At 63.9% G+C, this 16821-nt stretch carries 16 protein-coding genes and 1 tRNA gene; 13 read left to right on the forward strand and 4 right to left on the reverse strand.

What is annotated here, in order from left to right; all coding sequences use genetic code 11:
* Positions 1-24: 24 nt before the first annotated feature.
* Positions 25-633, reverse strand: a complete 609-nt coding sequence (locus UNPA324_RS03900) for a hypothetical protein (protein WP_141933587.1) — start codon at positions 631-633, stop codon at positions 25-27.
* A complete protein-coding gene (locus UNPA324_RS03905; protein ID WP_141933590.1) occupies positions 630-1826 on the reverse strand; it encodes a tyrosine-type recombinase/integrase in 1197 nt (398 codons plus the stop codon). Before UNPA324_RS03905 ends, UNPA324_RS03900 begins: the two co-directional genes overlap by 4 nt.
* A 385-nt stretch (positions 1827-2211) precedes the next feature.
* Between UNPA324_RS03905 and UNPA324_RS34975 the strand changes: the two genes are divergently transcribed.
* Positions 2212-2358 (forward strand): hypothetical protein, encoded by a 147-nt coding sequence (locus UNPA324_RS34975; protein ID WP_164936562.1) that lies wholly within the window; start codon positions 2212-2214, stop codon positions 2356-2358.
* An 84-nt stretch (positions 2359-2442) separates the two neighbouring features.
* Here the strand turns inward: UNPA324_RS34975 and UNPA324_RS03910 are convergent, their stop codons facing one another.
* A complete protein-coding gene (locus UNPA324_RS03910) occupies positions 2443-2640 on the reverse strand; it encodes a hypothetical protein (RefSeq protein WP_128921832.1) in 198 nt (65 codons plus the stop codon).
* Positions 2641-3374: 734 nt separating this feature from the next.
* On the opposite strand from UNPA324_RS03910, the gene UNPA324_RS03915 reads away from it, so the two are divergent.
* From UNPA324_RS03915 to UNPA324_RS03960, 10 genes are all read left to right on the forward strand, one after another.
* The gene (locus UNPA324_RS03915) at positions 3375-4538 is read left to right on the forward strand and encodes a PspA/IM30 family protein (protein ID WP_141933592.1); all 1164 of its coding nucleotides are present in this window, start codon (positions 3375-3377) and stop codon (positions 4536-4538) included.
* A 10-nt stretch (positions 4539-4548) separates the two neighbouring features.
* On the forward strand, positions 4549-5211 hold the full coding sequence (locus tag UNPA324_RS03920) for an OB-fold-containig protein (RefSeq protein WP_141933594.1): 663 nt from the start codon (positions 4549-4551) through the stop codon (positions 5209-5211).
* Between the two features lie 21 nt (positions 5212-5232).
* Positions 5233-6933, forward strand: coding sequence for a flotillin family protein (locus UNPA324_RS03925; protein ID WP_141933596.1), 1701 nt, complete (start codon positions 5233-5235; stop codon positions 6931-6933).
* A 206-nt stretch (positions 6934-7139) separates the two neighbouring features.
* Positions 7140-7508 carry a hypothetical protein gene (locus UNPA324_RS03930; protein WP_141933598.1) on the forward strand — a complete coding sequence of 123 codons (369 nt, stop codon included), beginning with the start codon at positions 7140-7142 and terminating at the stop codon, positions 7506-7508.
* A 138-nt stretch (positions 7509-7646) separates the two neighbouring features.
* Positions 7647-7721: transfer RNA gene (locus UNPA324_RS03935), tRNA-Asn, on the forward strand.
* A gap of 214 nt (positions 7722-7935) precedes the next feature.
* On the forward strand, positions 7936-8115 hold the full coding sequence (locus UNPA324_RS03940) for a hypothetical protein (RefSeq protein WP_141933599.1): 180 nt from the start codon (positions 7936-7938) through the stop codon (positions 8113-8115).
* Positions 8116-8253: 138 nt separating this feature from the next.
* Entirely contained in the window at positions 8254-8916 is a 663-nt protein-coding gene (locus UNPA324_RS03945; protein ID WP_141933601.1) for a protein-L-isoaspartate O-methyltransferase family protein, read from the forward strand.
* 206 nt (positions 8917-9122) lie between these two features.
* Positions 9123-10508, forward strand: coding sequence for a TolC family outer membrane protein (locus UNPA324_RS03950; RefSeq protein ID WP_128922018.1), 1386 nt, complete (start codon positions 9123-9125; stop codon positions 10506-10508).
* Positions 10509-10811: 303 nt separating this feature from the next.
* Positions 10812-11573: a PopZ family protein gene (locus UNPA324_RS03955; protein ID WP_181769282.1), complete on the forward strand. Its 762-nt coding sequence runs from the start codon at positions 10812-10814 to the stop codon at positions 11571-11573.
* Between the two features lie 126 nt (positions 11574-11699).
* Positions 11700-14576, forward strand: a complete 2877-nt coding sequence (locus UNPA324_RS03960; protein ID WP_141933605.1) for a valine--tRNA ligase — start codon at positions 11700-11702, stop codon at positions 14574-14576.
* A 5-nt stretch (positions 14577-14581) separates the two neighbouring features.
* On the opposite strand, the gene UNPA324_RS03965 is transcribed toward UNPA324_RS03960, so the two are convergent.
* Positions 14582-15184, reverse strand: coding sequence for a DNA-3-methyladenine glycosylase (locus tag UNPA324_RS03965; protein ID WP_141933607.1), 603 nt, complete (start codon positions 15182-15184; stop codon positions 14582-14584).
* 130 nt (positions 15185-15314) lie between these two features.
* Between UNPA324_RS03965 and lipA the strand changes: the two genes are divergently transcribed.
* Together lipA and UNPA324_RS03975 are read left to right on the forward strand one after the other, a co-directional pair.
* On the forward strand, positions 15315-16271 hold the full coding sequence (lipA, locus tag UNPA324_RS03970) for a lipoyl synthase (protein WP_141933609.1): 957 nt from the start codon (positions 15315-15317) through the stop codon (positions 16269-16271).
* Positions 16272-16277: 6 nt separating this feature from the next.
* Complete coding sequence (locus UNPA324_RS03975) at positions 16278-16748, forward strand: type II toxin-antitoxin system RatA family toxin (protein WP_128921821.1); 471 nt, start codon at positions 16278-16280, stop codon at positions 16746-16748.
* The last annotated feature ends 73 nt before the right edge of the window (positions 16749-16821 follow it).

A 16821-nucleotide genomic window follows, 5' to 3' on the forward strand; every position in this document is an offset into this window, starting at 1 on the left:
GAGCTTTGAAATTTATTTGAGGACCTAAGACCCCCGCCGCAGCTTCTCTCGCTTCACGATGTCTGCGACCGCCCCCGGCCTCGGGGCGGAGGTGCCGAGGACCGGTGACACGGCGGCATCGAAAAAACGCCAGAGTGGACCGCGCACAATGTCGGATGCATTCTTGCTGATCTTGAGCTCGCCGCCGAGCAGGTCGGTCCATACAGCGAGCACCTGACCATAGTACGCCTCCCGACTTGGGTTTCGCGTTCCGCCATTCGCTTTGGAATGCGCGTCGAAGTCAACAGCATTGCCTCGGGCGTGAGCTGCCGTCTCGTCCGCAAAGCGCCTAGCGGTAGCGAGCCAGGCCGGATCATCATGGGTCGGATCAGGGCTCCACCAGACGGGCGGGAGCCCATGATCCGTTGCCATCAGCAGACGGTGCAATTCGCGTGCTGTCTGATCGACCTTGTTCCAGTGGTCTCTTTGCTCCGCGGCTTTCGTCATCAACTCAGCCGTGACACTCTGGTCGGTATACTCACGGGCGGCGGTCTCCAAGGCTTGACGCACCTGCATCAGATCGCCTGCACCTGCGCGAGGAAAGGCGGCTCCGATGCGCTCGAGCTCTACTTCATCGTAGCGACCGTCTCTCATTGGGCCGCCTTCGACTTGTCGATTGCGGCCTGCATCACCGAGCCGAGCTCGTCGTTGATCGAGGAAGCTACATCGCGGGCGAGGTGTGCATAGCGTTGCGTAGTCGCCGGCACCTTGTGACCGAGCAGCTTCCCGACGATGTAGAGCGAGATCCCGCGGCCGACTGCCAGTGAGGCGAAGCTGTGGCGGAGATCGTGTAACCTGACGTCCTGCAGACCGCCGTACTCGCGCGCGATGATCCAGGCGCGCGAGAGGTTTTGGTGCGGCTCATCTCTATACCTGCCTGCAACAATGTACGTGCCAGCGCGAGGCAACTCGCGCAGCACCGCGAGCGCGGCTTCACTCAGATGGATGGTGCGACCTTCGTTGAGCTTGCTGTCCGGCAGACGGATCAGTTTTCGCTGCCAGTCAACGTGCGACCACTTCGCGGCAGTGATCTCGCCGCTTCGTGCTCCGGTGAAAAGAGCGAGCCTCAGTCCGGCAGCAGCATGGGGGCCGATCTTGCCTTCCATCTCCGCCTTGGCGATCGCGTCGGCGGCTTTCCCGATTTCCTCTTCCGACAAGAACCGCTCGCGCACGCCCTGCCGGAACATCTTGAGCTTCTTCGCGGGGTTCGAGTGCGGAGGTCGCAAGCCCACGTCCTCGGCGAAGGTCATCAGGGCACGGAACGTTGCCACCGTGTAGTTCGCGCGGCGGGGAGTGTTTGCCATCGTGGCGTGAAACGAGATGACGTCGGCCTTGGTCACCGACGCAACGGGGAGGGCGCCGAGCCTGGGCTTGATCTTGTCCTCGAGGAGCCGCTCGTAGTCGGCGATCGTCCTCGCCTTCAACTTGATCCGGACGTACTCAGCGAGCCAGCGGTCCGCCAGCTCCGCAACGGTCGTGCGGCCGGCTTCAACGGCCGCGCGCCTGAGCGCCTTCTCTGCCCGCGGGTCTTTGCCCTCCCGGATGTCCTGCAACGCGGCGTGCGCCTCAGCGCGCGCCGCGGAGAGCTTCTTCTCGGGGTAGGTGCCCAACGTCAACTTGTGTCGGCCGGCCCCTGAGCGGGCCCGGGCGATCCAGAGCGGCTTGCCCTTAGCGGTGACGCGCAGTCCGAAGCCCGGCACCGAGCTGTCGAAGATGGTGCGCTCGACCTTCTCAGCGACCGCGTTCGCGACGAAGCTCTCGATCAGTTCGTTCGTCAGTTTGGGCACAAACCGTCTACCTCGTCCCGGGTCCCCAGGGTCAACTTTGGGGTCCAACTCGGTCCATGTAGACGGATCAAGATCAAAAATTCAACAGCAAAAACAACATAGAAACAGCTATATGGGGACCCCTCAACCCGGCCTGACGAGCCTGCAAAACCGTGTACTCCGGTTCAATTCCGGACGTGGCCTCCATCGCAACCCTCTGATCTCCCGTCACAATTTGATTCCTTGTCGGTTGCGCCGATGCTGCGCGCGGCGCTCCGCCGAGGAGCGCGGCGGCTCGATCACCGGGTTTGCCCGGAGCCTGCTGGAAACCCCTGATTCAGGCCGCTGGCATAGACTTCGCATCTGCGAAGGGATGCATCTCGCCATCCGAGCACTGGAGCCACAAATGGGCGACATCGTCCGATTTGTCTCGAAATCCGAGCTGGAGCGGGCTCGCCTCATCCGTGAGGCCCGCGCGATCTATGACAGCATCTTTCCATCGGCCGTACCCGACCAGGCGCCGCAGGATGGCGAGGATCGCGCCAAGACCTGATCGTTGCTGAGCCGGATTTCCGGCGCAGGCCCCATAGCAAAACGCCCGCGAGGCGGGCGGTTCGGCTTACGCTGAAAGCAGCGCTCAGCAGGCCGCGTACCAGCCGTCGGGAAACGGCAGGAGGGGCCAGGCGCCCTCATTGTCATTGGCGGCTTTGGGTGTCGCGTCGAAGCTCCACGAGCGGGGCACGAATTCCTTTTCTGGCGCGGGCGCGAAATCTTCAACGACCATGGCGTCCCGGACGGCATCCAGCATCAAGTTGAATTCGGCTTCGCTTCTCATCACACCCCTCGCAGAACGCGGATGGCGCAATGTCGCAAAGTCGGTTTGTCATCCGATTGAGCCGATTGCTCGCATTTTAACGATCCGGCGATCGCGGCTCGATTGGTTAGCGATTTCTAGAAAGTCCCGTCGGGAACCTACGTTCCGCCCGACGATCGCTCGTGTGAAAAAGATCACATCCTCCACGATTTATTTCTCCTACCCCTTGGCGCGACCCCCGCTGGCAAAGGCTGGAGGCGGGCAGGGCGGACAGGAGACTGGCCATGAAGGCGAGGTTCTTGCGATTTGCGGAGGTGAGGAGCCGGGCGCGCGGCGCGCCCCACGGTCGGGCTGTTCCTCACCCTGTTCGCTTCCGCTTGCCGAAGCGTGGCTGGTGGGTGAGCCACCTGTGGGTTGGTGCGCAGCAAGACGCGCAACCTGCTGACGAATCCCCAATATCGGCCCTGTGGATATGCTGCGGACAGGCTGTGGATCGACAGCTGCTCGCGTCGTCCGGCTGATCGTCGGGGGGACATCAGAGCCAAGTGCGCGGCACACGTCGTTGCCGGTCCCTCTCGGCATTTCGACTCAAATTACAACCCGCGCGTGCAAGAAGTCTTGATTGGCGGGTGACTTAGAGGTGAATGCGCGACTTGAACGCCGCGCTGGGGCACAACGACTAATCGATAGCGTGCATGAGGATCAGGGAAACGTGATCAGGCGTCCTCTTCCTAAAGCACCAAAATGGTGCTTTAGTGCTTTGTATGAGCCAGTCGCCCCGAAACGCGCCGTCCGCGCTGCGTTACAGGCTTGCCCCTGACCCGGCCGCCAAGGCCGCACTGGAGGCGACGTTCCAGGCCTATGACCGCATGATGGAAATCCTGGAGAAGGTCGCGCGGAGCCACAACGTCGGTTCCAACGTCGTGCTGCTGCATGCCCACGCCTATGAGCCGATCCGGAAAGCAACCGCGCTGCCGTCGCGTCTCGTGACGCTGGGGCTGCGCGACCGCACCGAATATCGCGCGGCGCAGGGCCGCCGTCTGCCGCTCGACGACAAGCTCGCCAAGATCAAAGGCCCGGCCACCATCTCGATTGCGACCGTGCAAGGGCGCTTCAGCGTGCCCTTCGACTATGCCGGCTATACCGAAGGCTGGGGGCAAAGCGTGCCCGCGCGCCTGGTTCGCACCGAGGACGGTTTCGAAGTCCACTACGGCGTCACGCCGAACACTCTGCCAGAGGAGGAGAACGCTATGGACACCATCGCTGCCGCCCCCGACAATTTCCTGTCCCGGGTCGGGCGCCTGATCGCCGGAATCGCCTATGACGCGATCGAGCAGGCGGAAGGCAAGAACAAGCTCAAGGTGGTCGGACAGGCCATCCGCGAGATCGAGCACGCCGAGAGCGAAGCGCGTGACGCGCTCGCCGCTGCGCGTGCCGAGGAATACCGCCTCAACGCGCGCCGCACCGAGATCGAGCGTGAGATGGCCGATCTCGCTCCCAAGATCGAAGGGGCGATCGCTGATAGCCGCGACGACCTCGCTCGTGCCGGCATCGCGCGGCAGATGGATCTGGAGGCGCAGTTCGACGTGCTCTCCCGCGCCATCGACGAGAACAACGAGAAGATCGAACAATGTGTCACCTCCCTGCGCGCGGTGCTGTCGGCACTCCAGGACGCCGAGCAGCGCCGCGCCGATCTCGAAAAGAGCGAGGCGGCCGCAGGTGAGCAGGGCTCGACGTCGTTCCGTAAGCAGGGCGGCACTTCCGCTGCAGCCAAGGCCTTGCGTGCAGGCAAGGCGGTGGCGCGGGCCACCGGCGTGCCCCAGGGTATCCCCTATTCGAGCGACATCGACGAGCTCAGCACGCTCCATCGCGACAAGGAAATTGCGGCGAGGCTGGCGCGGCTGAAGTCGCGCTCCTGAGTGCCGTGGCATGAGCGCTCTGCTCGAACACGTCATGGCGCCGGAGGTCAGGCCGTTCGCGATCGCGGCGGCCATGATCGTCATCGTCGGCTCGATCGAGGTGGTCTCGATGCTGGTCGGAGCCTCCTTGAGCGAGATGCTCGGCACCCACGTCGATTTCGGTCAACCCAGCGACAATGGCGTGATCAACGCCATCTCCTGGATCAATATCGGCGGCGTGCCGCTGTTGGTCTTCCTGCTGCTGCTGCTCGGCGCCTTCTCCATCACCGGCTTCCTGATCCAAGACGTCGCGCGGATGGTGGCCGGCCCCTTGCCGGCGACGCTTGCTTCGGTCGGAGCGGTCGTGGTCTCGGTTCCGCTGGTCCGCGCCGCCAGCAGGGCCATCGCGCGGGTCATTCCGAAAGATGAAAGCTATGTCGTCGGCCTCGGCGATCTTGTCGGCCGCATCGGTGAGGTCGTGATCGGCCCGCTCGACCAGGGCCCGCCCGGCAAGGTCAGCGTCGCCGATATCCACGGCAATCGCCATTTCGTCTGGGCAGTCGCCGCGCCGTCGTCCTCGCCGCTGCCGCAGGGAGCCATAGTGCTGCTGGTCGATCGCGATGGCACGCGCTTCGTCGCAGTGAAGGCCGACGATGAACTCAAGCCGTCCAAGTCACCTCTAAGCAGTAGCTAAGGTCATTCATTGGAGAAAGTCATGTTCGACATCGCAGTCCCGGCCATGATCGGCGTTGCGCTGATCATCGTCCTCGGGATCGTCTTCACCATCCTCTATAAGCGTGCCACACGCGACGAAGCTTTCGTGCGCACCGGCCTCGGCGGCAAGAAGGTCGTGCTCGACGGCGGCGCCATGATCCTGCCGATCTTCCACTCCTACGCCAGCGTCAATCTGAAGACGCTGCGGCTCACCGTGGAACGCAAGGAGCGGGAATCCCTGATCACCAAGGACCGCCTGCGCGTCGACATCGTCGCCGAGTTCTACGTCCGCGTCCGCCCGGATGAAGAGAGCATCGCGCTGGCAAGCCAGACGCTTGGCGCGCTGACCAACGACGCCGAGGCGCTGCGCAACCAGGTCGAGGCGAAATTCGTCGACGGCCTGCGCTCGGTCGCCGCGACCATGAGCATCCTGGAGCTTCAGGAGAAGCGCTCGGACTTCGTCAAGCACGTGCAGTCCACGGTCGAGTCCGACGTGAAATCGAACGGCCTCGAGCTTGAATCCGTGTCGCTGACCAAGCTTGACCAGACCGACGTCAAGTTCTTCAACCCCGAAAACTTCTTCGACGCCGAAGGTCTCACCCAATTGAAGACTGTCACCGAAACCCGCCGGCGCGACCGCAACGCCATCGTGCGGGACAACGAGGTGGCGATTGCGCAAAAGGACCTCGAGGCGCGGCAACAGACCCTCGGCATCGAGCGGACCAAGAAGGAAGCCGAGCTCTCGCAGGAGCGCGACATCGCCAACAAGACCGCGAGCACCCGCGCCGAGGTCGCAACCGCAACCCAGACCGCGCGCCTGACCGAGGAGAACGCCCGCATCGATACCGATAGGGCCGTTGCCGAGAAGGAGGCCGGTGCCAAGCAGGTCAAGGAAACCGCGGTGATCGAATCGGATCTGGCGATCAACAAGCGCAAGACCGATGCCCAGCGCGAGATCCAGATCGCCACCCAGGAGAACGAGATCCAGATCGCCGCCAAGAGCAAGCAGACCTCGGAAGCCGTCGCCGAAGCCAAGACCGCCGAGGCGCTCGCGGTGTCCGCGGAGGAAAAGGTCGTGACTGCGCGTGCGGTCGAGGTCGCCGATCGCACCCGTCTCACCCAGGTGCTGGCCGCGCGGACCGAGGCCGAACGCAAATCGACCGAGCTGATCGTCGCGGCCGAGGCCGAGAAGAAGGCCTCGCTCGATCGCGCCGAAGCCGTGAAGACGCTGGCCACCGCCGAAGCCGAGTCCAACAAGATCAAGGCTGTCGGCGTCCGCAACATCGGTGAGGCCGAGGCCGCCGTCATCACCATGAAGAACGAGGCGCAGAACAAGCTCGGCAGCAACGTCATCGAATTCGAGATCGCCAAGAAGCGGATCGAGACGATGCCGTCGGCGCTGGCCGAGATGGTCAAGCCGATCGCCAACCTCAAGGACGTCCGCATCCTGCACACCGGCGGCGCCTTCGGCGGCAACGGCGCAGGCGGAGGCAATGTCGGCTTCGGCGAGGGATTGGCCGGCGAGCTGCTCAAGGTGCACGCGCTGCGTCCGATGATCGACGAGATCCTGCGCCAGAGCGGTTTTGCGCCCGGCGATGATCCCGTGAAGGCGCTGGTCGGCGCGGTGACCGGGAAGAGCAACGGTGCCGCTGTGCCGGTAGCTGCTCCCGTGCCGGAGAAGACAAACACCGCCGATCTATGAATGCCCGTTCATTGCTGCGGAGAATTCGAAACGATAGAACAGGTCCTGCGCGTCTCGCGTCGCGCAACGTTCCGGAGTGCAGATCGACGGCGTGTTGAACCCTTCGATCGCACTCCGGGCATGTCTTGAGGCAACGCTTTTTGTTGCCGCGGCGCCTGCGCCGATCGATGCCGGGCGCCGAGGCCTGTTTCGATCGGAGGATTTTCATGAAGTATTTTCTGTCTGGATTGATCGCGATCGGCCTGTCGATCGCCGCCATGCCGTCGTTTGCGGCTGACGCCCGCAACGTCACCGTCGTCAACGAAACCGGCTATGCCATCAAGTTCCTGGGCTTCAACGCACCGGACGATGGCCTGGACGAGTGGGACAACGAACTCGAGAAGGTGTTGCAGAACCAGGCCAGCACCTATGTCGAGTTCGACGAGGACGACGAGGGCTGCGTCTGGAACATTCGCGTCGACTGGCAGAACTACGACGAGGCCGTGCTGTGGAAGAACGTCAACCTCTGCAAGATCACCGCGCTTCGGCTGCGCTACGATTCCGGCACCAAGAAAACCTCGTTTCTTGCGGAATAGCGATTGGCCGATATCGCCGGGAGGAGGGGCCCGCTCAGGCCCTTCCTCAAGGACGTTTCGGAGGATGACGAATTCGTCCTTTGCAAGCGCAAGCGGCTTTGTTATACGCAGCCGCGCGCGAACGACTGGTTCGCCTTTTCCTCGGTAGCTCAGCGGTAGAGCATCCGACTGTTAATCGGATGGTCGCTGGTTCGAATCCAGCCCGGGGAGCCAAAATTTTCCGCAAATTCAATGGCTTGTGGTCTCATCTTCGAGCGCCTCGCGATCTCGTTGCATTGATTTCTGAATAGCGCGTCCGCGATTTTTGGCTGGAATCGCATTCAAGCGGATGTGTGGACGGGCGTCGTCGCGCCATGGGGACGGCGCCAAATCGACTCAATTGAAATTGAGCTTCGACAGCTGCCGGATCTTTACGGAGCTGATTCCCATGCCAGACATCCAGGTCGACCGTTCTCATATGGCCCCCTCGATTCTGCCGGCGGACATTCCCGAACTCAGCGACGATGAATGCCTCGCCTGTCTGGCGCGTGCGGTTGAGACGCCCGATTCGGCGCGGCTGGATGAGGTCGCAGCTCTGATCGGCCGCCTCGCGGTGGCCATCGAATAATCCGTTCCGGCGCCCGATGCGGTAAGATACGGAAGCCCTGGCCCCGCAGGTGAACGGCCGTGTTGCGTTTTGGCCGTGCATGCTCCAAAGATGCCGCGAATTTCGTCCGCGGCATCGTCCGCATTGCAGGGTCCGCAAATGTCCGGTTTCTCGACCGCGCGCCTCAAAATGGTCGATGGCCAGGTGCGCACCAATGATGTCACCGACCGTCGTATTCTCGATGCCATGCTCACGGTTCCGCGCGAGGTCTTCGTGCCGGCCGCCCGGCAGGCCCTGGCTTATCTCGATCTCGACCTCGACGTGAGCGAGGGCACAGTCAAGCGCTTCCTCATCAAGCCTCAGCTGACCGGCAAGCTGCTTCAGGCCGCCGACATCGGCGAGGGCGACAATGTCCTGGTGGTCGGCTGCGCCACGGGATACCTCGCCGCGCTGACTGCGAAGCTGGCCCGCCAGGTCACCGCAACGGAATGCGACTCGGCCCTGGCCGCGAAGGCCAAGGATTCCCTCACGTCCCTGGGGCTTGCCAATGTCACCTGCAAGGCCGCAGCCTGCACCGAAGGCGATCCGTCCGCCGCTCCCTACGACGTGATCATCCTCAATGGCGCTGCCGAGGTGATGCCGGAGGCATTGCTCGGGCAACTGAAGGAGGGCGGGCGCCTGGTGGGAGTGTCCGCGGAATCACGGCCGCCGCGGGCCATGATCGTGACCCGTACCCACGGTGAATTCGGCCATCGAACCCTGTTCGACGCTGCTGCTCCGGTCCTTCCGGGGCTCGAACGGGCGGCCGCTTTCGTCTTCTGACGGTCCAAAGTCCCATTAAAATCCCGTTCTGAATCAGAAGTGTGGCCGGGATGCTGCACGTGAAGAGTTTCCACCGGGAACTACCCTCGGGTAGTTCCGTCGCGCCAATCCGCATCCTATGTTGCGGCGGGGCAACGACTCCACTCGATAGACGTAACCCAGCTCGCGGGCACGAGCCGGGCGTTAGAATGAACGGAATTTCAGGGATGCATGGGGTGAAGCTCTTCACCGGAGCTGCGGTTTCGGTCCTGTTGCTGGCGCTTGCCGGGCCGACGCCTGCCTTGGCGGATACGATCGAATCCGCGCTGGTGCGCGCCTATCAGGACAATCCGCAGCTCAACGCACAGCGTGCCCAGGTGCGCTCGACTGACGAGGGCGTGCCGCAGGCCTTGTCCGGCTACCGGCCCAAGGTCAATCTGACGGCGACCGGTGGCTATCAATATCAGGATTTGCAGAGTGGCGTAGGGAGTAACTCAGTCTTCGGAACCAGGACCCCCCGCAGCGTTGGCGTTACCGCGACGCAGACGCTCTACAACGGCAACATTACCGGCAACAAGACGCGGGCGGCGGAGAGTCAGGTTTCCGGCACCCGTGAAGCGCTGCGCGGTATGGATCAGAGCGTGCTGCTGAGCGCCGCAACGACCTACATGGACTATCTGCGGGATTCCGCCACGCTCGAGGTCCAGCGCAGCAACGTGCGCGTCCTCGAACAGACACTGAAGCAGACCCGTGATCGCTTCAATGTTGGCGAGGTGACACGCACGGACGTCGCGCAATCGGAAGCACAGCTGGCTGCCGGCAAGACCCAGGCCCTTACCGCGGAATCGAATCTCAACACGACCCGTGCCGCCTTCCGTCGGGTCATCGGCAACGATCCGACGAACCTTGCGCCGGGCTCACCGGTCGATCGATTTCTTCCCCCCACGCTTGCCTCGGCGATCGAACTCGGTCTGGTCGAGCATCCCGACGTGACGGCTGCCATGTATGGCATCGACGTCAATTATCTGCAGGTCAAAATCGCCGAAGGAGCGTTGCTGCCGACACTTACGGCTCAGGTAACGGCCCAGCGGGCCGACGAACAGTCCTTGATTCAGATGCGCTCGTACACCGCATCGGCGATCGCGCAGCTCCAGGTGCCGATTTATAATGGCGGTGGCGAATATTCGCTGATCCGCCAATCCAAGGAAAACCTGGCGCAGCAGCGCCTCAACCTCGAAAAGACCCGCGATCAGGTTCGTGCGACCATCGTGCAATGGTGGGGCTCGCTGCAGGCCGGCAAGGCGCAGGTGCAGTCGGCGCAGGCGCAGGTGACGGCGTCCGAGATCGCGCTGAACGGCGTGCGCGAGGAAGCCAAGGCCGGCCAGCGCACGACCCTCGACGTCCTCAACGCCCAGCAGGCGCTGGTCAATGCGCGCGTCGCGCTCGTGACCGCGCAGCACGACCGTGTCGTCGCATCGTACAACGTCCTCGCCGCGGTCGGCCGTCTGGCGCCGCAGGTCCTTGGCCTTGCGACCAATGTTTACGATCCCAGTGTTCACTACCATCAGGTCCGCGACAGCTGGGCCGGCGTGCGTACGCCTGACGGGCGCTGATACCCGTTGTCGTCCGGTCGGCCTCGCCAATAGCCGAGGCCGACCGGCGCTTTGCTTGCAATCATCAAAATCCCTGACATAGCCTTGCCAAGACAATGCGGATCGATTCGCTTCGCATTGATGCCGTGTGCGTAAAGCTTGAGTGCCGGGGGCAGGGGCGCACCGCCGCACGTTGAGCCGTGATCTGGGGACAAGTCGGGCTGCCGTGACGAAAATGACCGGCCATCGGTCCGGAACCGGCCAATCCTGCCGTGCTTGGTGTAAAACAACGCATGCGAGGGCGTTGATGATGTGGAGTCGGAGATGACGCAGCCTGCAAAGGTCACAGAACCCTCGATGGAGGAGATTCTGGCCTCGATCCGGCGCATCATTGCCGACGATGAGGCCAAGCCGCCGCCGGCTGAAACCGCCAAACCCGAGAAAGCCGCCGCGCCCGCCGCGCCGCCAAAGCCGCAGGCGATGAACGACATTCCACCCTCCAAGGTCGCAGCGGCCAAACCGACCGCCGAGAAGCCCGCTGCGCCCCCGGCCGCAAAGCCGGCACCGGCCTCAGCTCCCGCACCTGCGGCGGATGTATCGCCAAACAGCCAGGACGACATCGACGCGCTGCTGGCGGGGCTCGATGCAGCCACACCCGCGCCCGAGATGCGCGCGCCTGAGCCGGAGCCCGAGCCTGAACCCGACGTACTCGAATTGACCGACGAGATGGCGATGGATCCGACACCGGCTCCGCCGCCACCGAGCTTCCGCAAGGTCGAGCCGCGCGACGATCTGGAATTCGCCGAATCGCCGCCGCCGCCACCGTCTTACGCGCCGGTGGACTTCGATGCCCCGCCGCTGCCGCCGCAGCAGCCCATGCTCGCGCAGTCGACCGTCTCGGCGGTGGAATCCGCCTTCAATTCCCTGGCGCACACGGTGCTCAGCAGCAATGCGCGGACGCTTGAGGATCTGGTCAAGGAGATGCTGCGCCCGATGCTGAAATCCTGGCTCGACGACAATCTGCCGGGCCTCGTCGAACGCATCGTGAAGGCCGAAATCGAGCGGGTCTCGCGCGGCGGCCGCTGACACCGGCGGTGCGGCCCCGATAAAGCCCTGCTCCCAGGGCATATTCGGCCTGCGGACCGGGCAGGACGCCCTTTGCCGCTGAGCTTCCCGTTGACTTGACCCGCACACGCGGCTTTCTACAGCCCCATGATCGAGAAAAATTATCAGCCCGCCGATATCGAAGCCCGCATGTCCGTGGTGTGGGAGGACAGCCTTGCTTTCAAGGCCGGCCGCCCCGACCGCCGCGACGCTGTGCCGTTTACCATCGTGATCCCGCCGCCGAACGTGACGGGCTCGCTGCACATGGGCCACGCCCTCAACAACACGCTCCAGGACATCCTGTGCCGGTTCGAGCGCATGCGCGGCCGCGACGTGCTGTGGCAGCCCGGCACCGACCATGCCGGCATCGCCACCCAGATGGTGGTCGAGCGGCAGCTGATGGAGCGCCAGCAGCCCGGCCGCCGCGAGATGGGCCGCGCGAAATTCCTGGAGCGGGTCTGGCAGTGGAAAGCCGAGAGCGGCGACACCATTATCAACCAGCTCAAGCGGCTGGGCGCCTCGTGCGACTGGTCGCGCGAGCGCTTCACCATGGACGAGGGCCTGTCGAAAGCCGTCGTCAAGGTGTTCGTCGAGCTGCACCGCGAGGGGCTGATCTACAAGGACAAGCGGCTGGTGAACTGGGACACCAAGCTGCTCACCGCGATCTCGGATCTCGAAGTGCAGCAGACCGAGGTCAAGGGCCACCTCTGGTATCTGCGTTACCCGATCGAGGGCAAGACGTTCAGCCCTGAGGATCCCTCGACCTTCATCGTCGTCGCCACCACGCGCCCCGAAACCATGCTCGGTGATACCGGCGTGGCCGTGCATCCGGAGGACGAGCGCTACCAGAAGCTGGTCGGCAAAAACGTGATCCTGCCGCTGGTCGGCCGCAAGATCAAAATCGTCGCCGACGATTATTCCGATCCGGAAAAGGGCTCCGGCGCGGTCAAGGTGACGCCGGCTCACGACTTCAACGATTTCGAGGTCGGCAATCGCCACGGCCTGCGCCGCATCAGCGTGATCGACAGGGAAGGGTGTCTCGATCTCGTCGACAACGAGGACTATCTGCACGAGCTGCCGGAGGGCGCATCGCAATTCGCCGAGGAGTTCCACAAGGTCGACCGCTTCGCCGCGCGCAAGCGCATCGTCGAGCGGCTGGAGAGCTTCGGCTTCGTCGAGCGGATCGAGCCGCACACCCACATGGTGCCGCACGGCGATCGGTCCGGCACTGTGATCGAGCCGTACCTGACCGATCAATGGTATGTCGACGCCAAGACGCTGGCAAAGCCCGCGATCGCGGCGGTGCGCTCGGGCGAAACCTCGTTCGTGCCGAAAAACTGGGAAAAGACCTATTTCGACTGGATGGAGAACATCCAGCCCTGGTGCATCTCGCGCCAGCTGTGGTGGGGTCACCAGATCCCGGCCTGGTACGGGCCCGACGGCAAGGTGTTCGTCGCCGAGACCGAGGAGGAGGCGATCAGCCACGCGCTCGGCTATTACGTCGAGCAGGAGGTCATCACGGCCGAGCAGGGCCGCGAAATGGCGCTCGACCGTAACAAGCGCGAAGGCTTCATCACGCGCGACGAGGACGTGCTCGACACCTGGTTCTCCTCGGCGCTGTGGCCGTTCTCGACGCTCGGCTGGCCCGAAGATGCCCCCGAGGTGCAGCGCTATTATCCGACCAATGCGCTGGTGACCGGCTTCGACATCATCTTCTTCTGGGTCGCCCGCATGATGATGATGGGCCTTCACTTCATGAAGGAGGTGCCGTTCTCGACCGTCTACATCCACGCCCTCGTCCGCGACGAGAAGGGCGCCAAGATGTCGAAGTCGAAGGGCAACGTCATCGATCCGCTCAACCTGATCGACGAATATGGCGCGGACGCGCTGCGCTTCACGCTGGCGGCGATGGCGGCGCAGGGGCGCGACATCAAGCTCGCCACCAGCCGCGTCGAGGGCTACCGCAATTTCGCGACCAAGCTCTGGAATGCGTCGCGCTTTGCGGAAATGAACCACTGCGCCGTGCCCGACGGTTTCGAGCCGGCGAAGGCGAAGGAGACGCTGAACCGCTGGATCGCGCATGAGAGCGCGCACACCACGCGCGAGGTGACCGAGGCGATCGAGGCCTATCGCTTCAACGATGCGGCAGGCGCAATCTACCGCTTCGTCTGGAACGTCTATTGCGACTGGTATGTCGAGCTCGCCAAGCCCGTGCTGCTCGGTCCGGACAGTCCCGCCAAGGACGAGACCCGCGCCATGGTCGCCTGGGCGCGCGACGAGATCCTGAAGCTGCTGCACCCGTTCATGCCCTTCATCACCGAAGAGCTGTGGGAGGTGACGGCCAAGCGCGACGGCCTGCTCGCATTGGCGCCATGGCCGCTGAAGCGGGCCGAGCCGACGCCCGAGCAGCTTGCGATGCTGGCCGCCACGACAGGGACGACCGATCCGCTCGTCTCGCCGGCCTGGGTGATGCCGATCTTCGACCACGCCGACTTCACGGACCCTGCGGCCGAGGCCGAGATCGGCTGGGTGATCGACCTGGTCACGCAGATCCGTTCGGTGCGCGCCGAGATGAACATCCCGCCGGCGACGCTGACGGCGTTGGTGCTTGCCGGCGCCTCGGCCGAGACCAGGGAGCGCGCGCCCCGCTGGACTGACGTCATCAAGCGCATGGCGCGGCTGTCGGAGATCTCCTTCGCCGACCGTGCGCCGGACGGTGCGGTCCAGCTGCTCGTGCGCGGCGAGGTCGCCGCGCTGCCGCTCAAGGGCGTGATCGACGTGGCCGCCGAGCGCACGCGTCTCGACAAGGAGATCGGCAAGGCCGACGCCGACATCAAGCGCGCGGAGTCCAAGCTGGCGAACGAGAAATTCGTCGCCAACGCGGCCGAGGAGGTCGTCGAGGAGGAGCGCGAAAAGCGCGAGGCCGCGCTGGCGCGCAAGGCCAAGCTGCTCGAGGCCTTGGAGCGGCTGAAGCAGGCGTCGTGAGGACGCTACTTCGGAAACGGCTTGCTCAAAAACTTCGAGCCCCTGACGCCATAGCGCCAGGGCAGCTCGACCGCCTTGGTGATGCCGATCCGAATGCCGGTTGCGACCTCCAAATCCTCCGTTCGCGCATGCAGTGCGATCGGCGGCCGGTCCAGCGGCAGGGTGTTGTGTGCGATGGTGATCCCGAGCGCCTCGGTCAACTTGCCGGGGCCCGAGCACAGCGCATGTACGTCCTGGAGATGACGGCGGCGGCGCATGGTGGCGATGCCATGCGTCGGCTCTAGCGCGCGGATCAGCACGGCGCTGGCCGAGCCTTCCTCCTCGCAGACGAAGTTGATGCACCAGTGGATGCCGTAGGAGCGATAGACATAGGCATAGCCGGGTGGGCCGAACATCACCTGGTTCCGCGGCGTCGGCCCGTTGTAGGAGTGCGCCGCGGGGTCGGTATGATGATAGGCCTCGACCTCGACGATGATGCCACCGATTCCATCGACCAGCATCGTCGCGCCGATCAGCTCGGGCGCGACCTCGTGGACGCTGCGGTCGAAAAAGGCACGCTTCAACGGTTTGCCGAGCCGCGGGAGTGAGGCCTTCGAGTTTGGAGCCATTCGAGGTGAGAATCGCCAGAGGACAGAGCAGGATATTGCCCATATCTGCCATGTTCCCTGAAGCGGCGCGAGCCGGGTTGCGATGCCCCGCCAGACCGACTAGGTAGGACCTGAACAGACCGGACACCCCATGGTCGTAATCGTCGATACCATCTCGAACCCGCTGCGCCCGCGTCACCCCGAAAAGGTGAACCGGCCCGATTCCGCTTCCCCGCCGAAGCCGGACTGGATCCGCGTGCGCGCACCCAACACCCGCGGTTATGCCGACACCCGCAACATCGTGAAGTCCAACGGCCTGCACACGGTGTGCGAGGAAGCGGGCTGCCCGAACATCGGCGAGTGCTGGGACAAAAAGCACGCCACGTTCATGATCATGGGTGACACCTGCACCCGCGCCTGCGCCTTCTGCAACGTCAAGACCGGCCTGCCGAATGCGCTGGACGCAGCCGAGCCGCAGAACGTCGCCGAGGCGACCGCCAAGCTCGGCCTTGCCCATGTCGTAATCACCTCGGTCGACCGCGATGACCTCGCTGACGGCGGCGCCGAGCATTTTGCCCAGACCATCCGCGCGATCCGCGCCGCCTGTCCCTCGACCACGATCGAGATCCTGACACCGGACTTCCTGCGCAAGGAGGCGGCGCTCGAGGTCGTCGTTGCCGCCAGGCCCGACGTCTTCAACCACAATCTCGAGACCGTGCCGTCGCGCTATCTCACGGTGCGGCCCGGCGCGCGCTACTTCCATTCGATCCGGCTGTTGCAGCGGGTCAAGGAGCTCGATCCCACCATTTTCACCAAGTCCGGCATCATGGTCGGCCTCGGCGAGGAGCGCCACGAGGTGCAGCAGGTGATGGACGACTTGCGCTCTGCCGACGTCGATTTCCTGACCATCGGCCAGTATCTGCAGCCGACCCGCAAGCACCACGCCGTGATGCGCTACGTGCCGCCGGACGAGTTTTCGTCTTATGAAAAGGTCGCCTACACCAAGGGCTTCCTGATGGTGTCGGCGAGCCCGCTCACCCGCTCGTCGCATCATGCCGGAGAGGATTTCGCGAGACTGAAGGCTGCGCGGGCAGCTCACGCCCGCTGACGTATCATGCATCGAGTTTCGAGCAAGCACCGCGTCAACCACAGCGCGTCCGAGATGTTTGATCTGGTCGCCGACGTCGAGCGCTATCCGGAATTCGTGCCGCTGTGCAGCGCGCTGAAGGTGCGCCAGCGGATGGCGAAGCCCGACGGCACCGAGGTGCTGGTCGCCGACATGACGGTGTCGTTCAAGCTGGTCAAGGAATCCTTCACCAGCCGCGTGACGCTCGACCGCGCCAATCTGAAAATCCTGGTCGAATATCTGCAAGGTCCGTTCAGCAACCTCGAAAACCGCTGGACGTTCGAGCCCAAAGGTGAGGGCGTCTGCGACGTCGGTTTCTTCCTCGCCTACGAGTTCAAGAGCCGCATGCTGGCGATGCTGATGGGCTCGATGTTCGACGCCGCCTTCGCGCGGTTCTCGATGGCGTTCGAAAAACGGGCCGACGCGATCTACGGACGGCCGAAGCTGGCGCCGACGTAGCTGTTGCAGGCACCGCTCTCTCCACCGTCATTGCGAGGAGCTCTTGCGACGAAGCAATCCAGACTGTTTCCGC

It is taken from the genome of Bradyrhizobium sp. UNPA324, assembly GCF_006658635.1.
Classification (GTDB): Bacteria; Pseudomonadota; Alphaproteobacteria; order Rhizobiales; family Xanthobacteraceae; genus Bradyrhizobium; species Bradyrhizobium nanningense.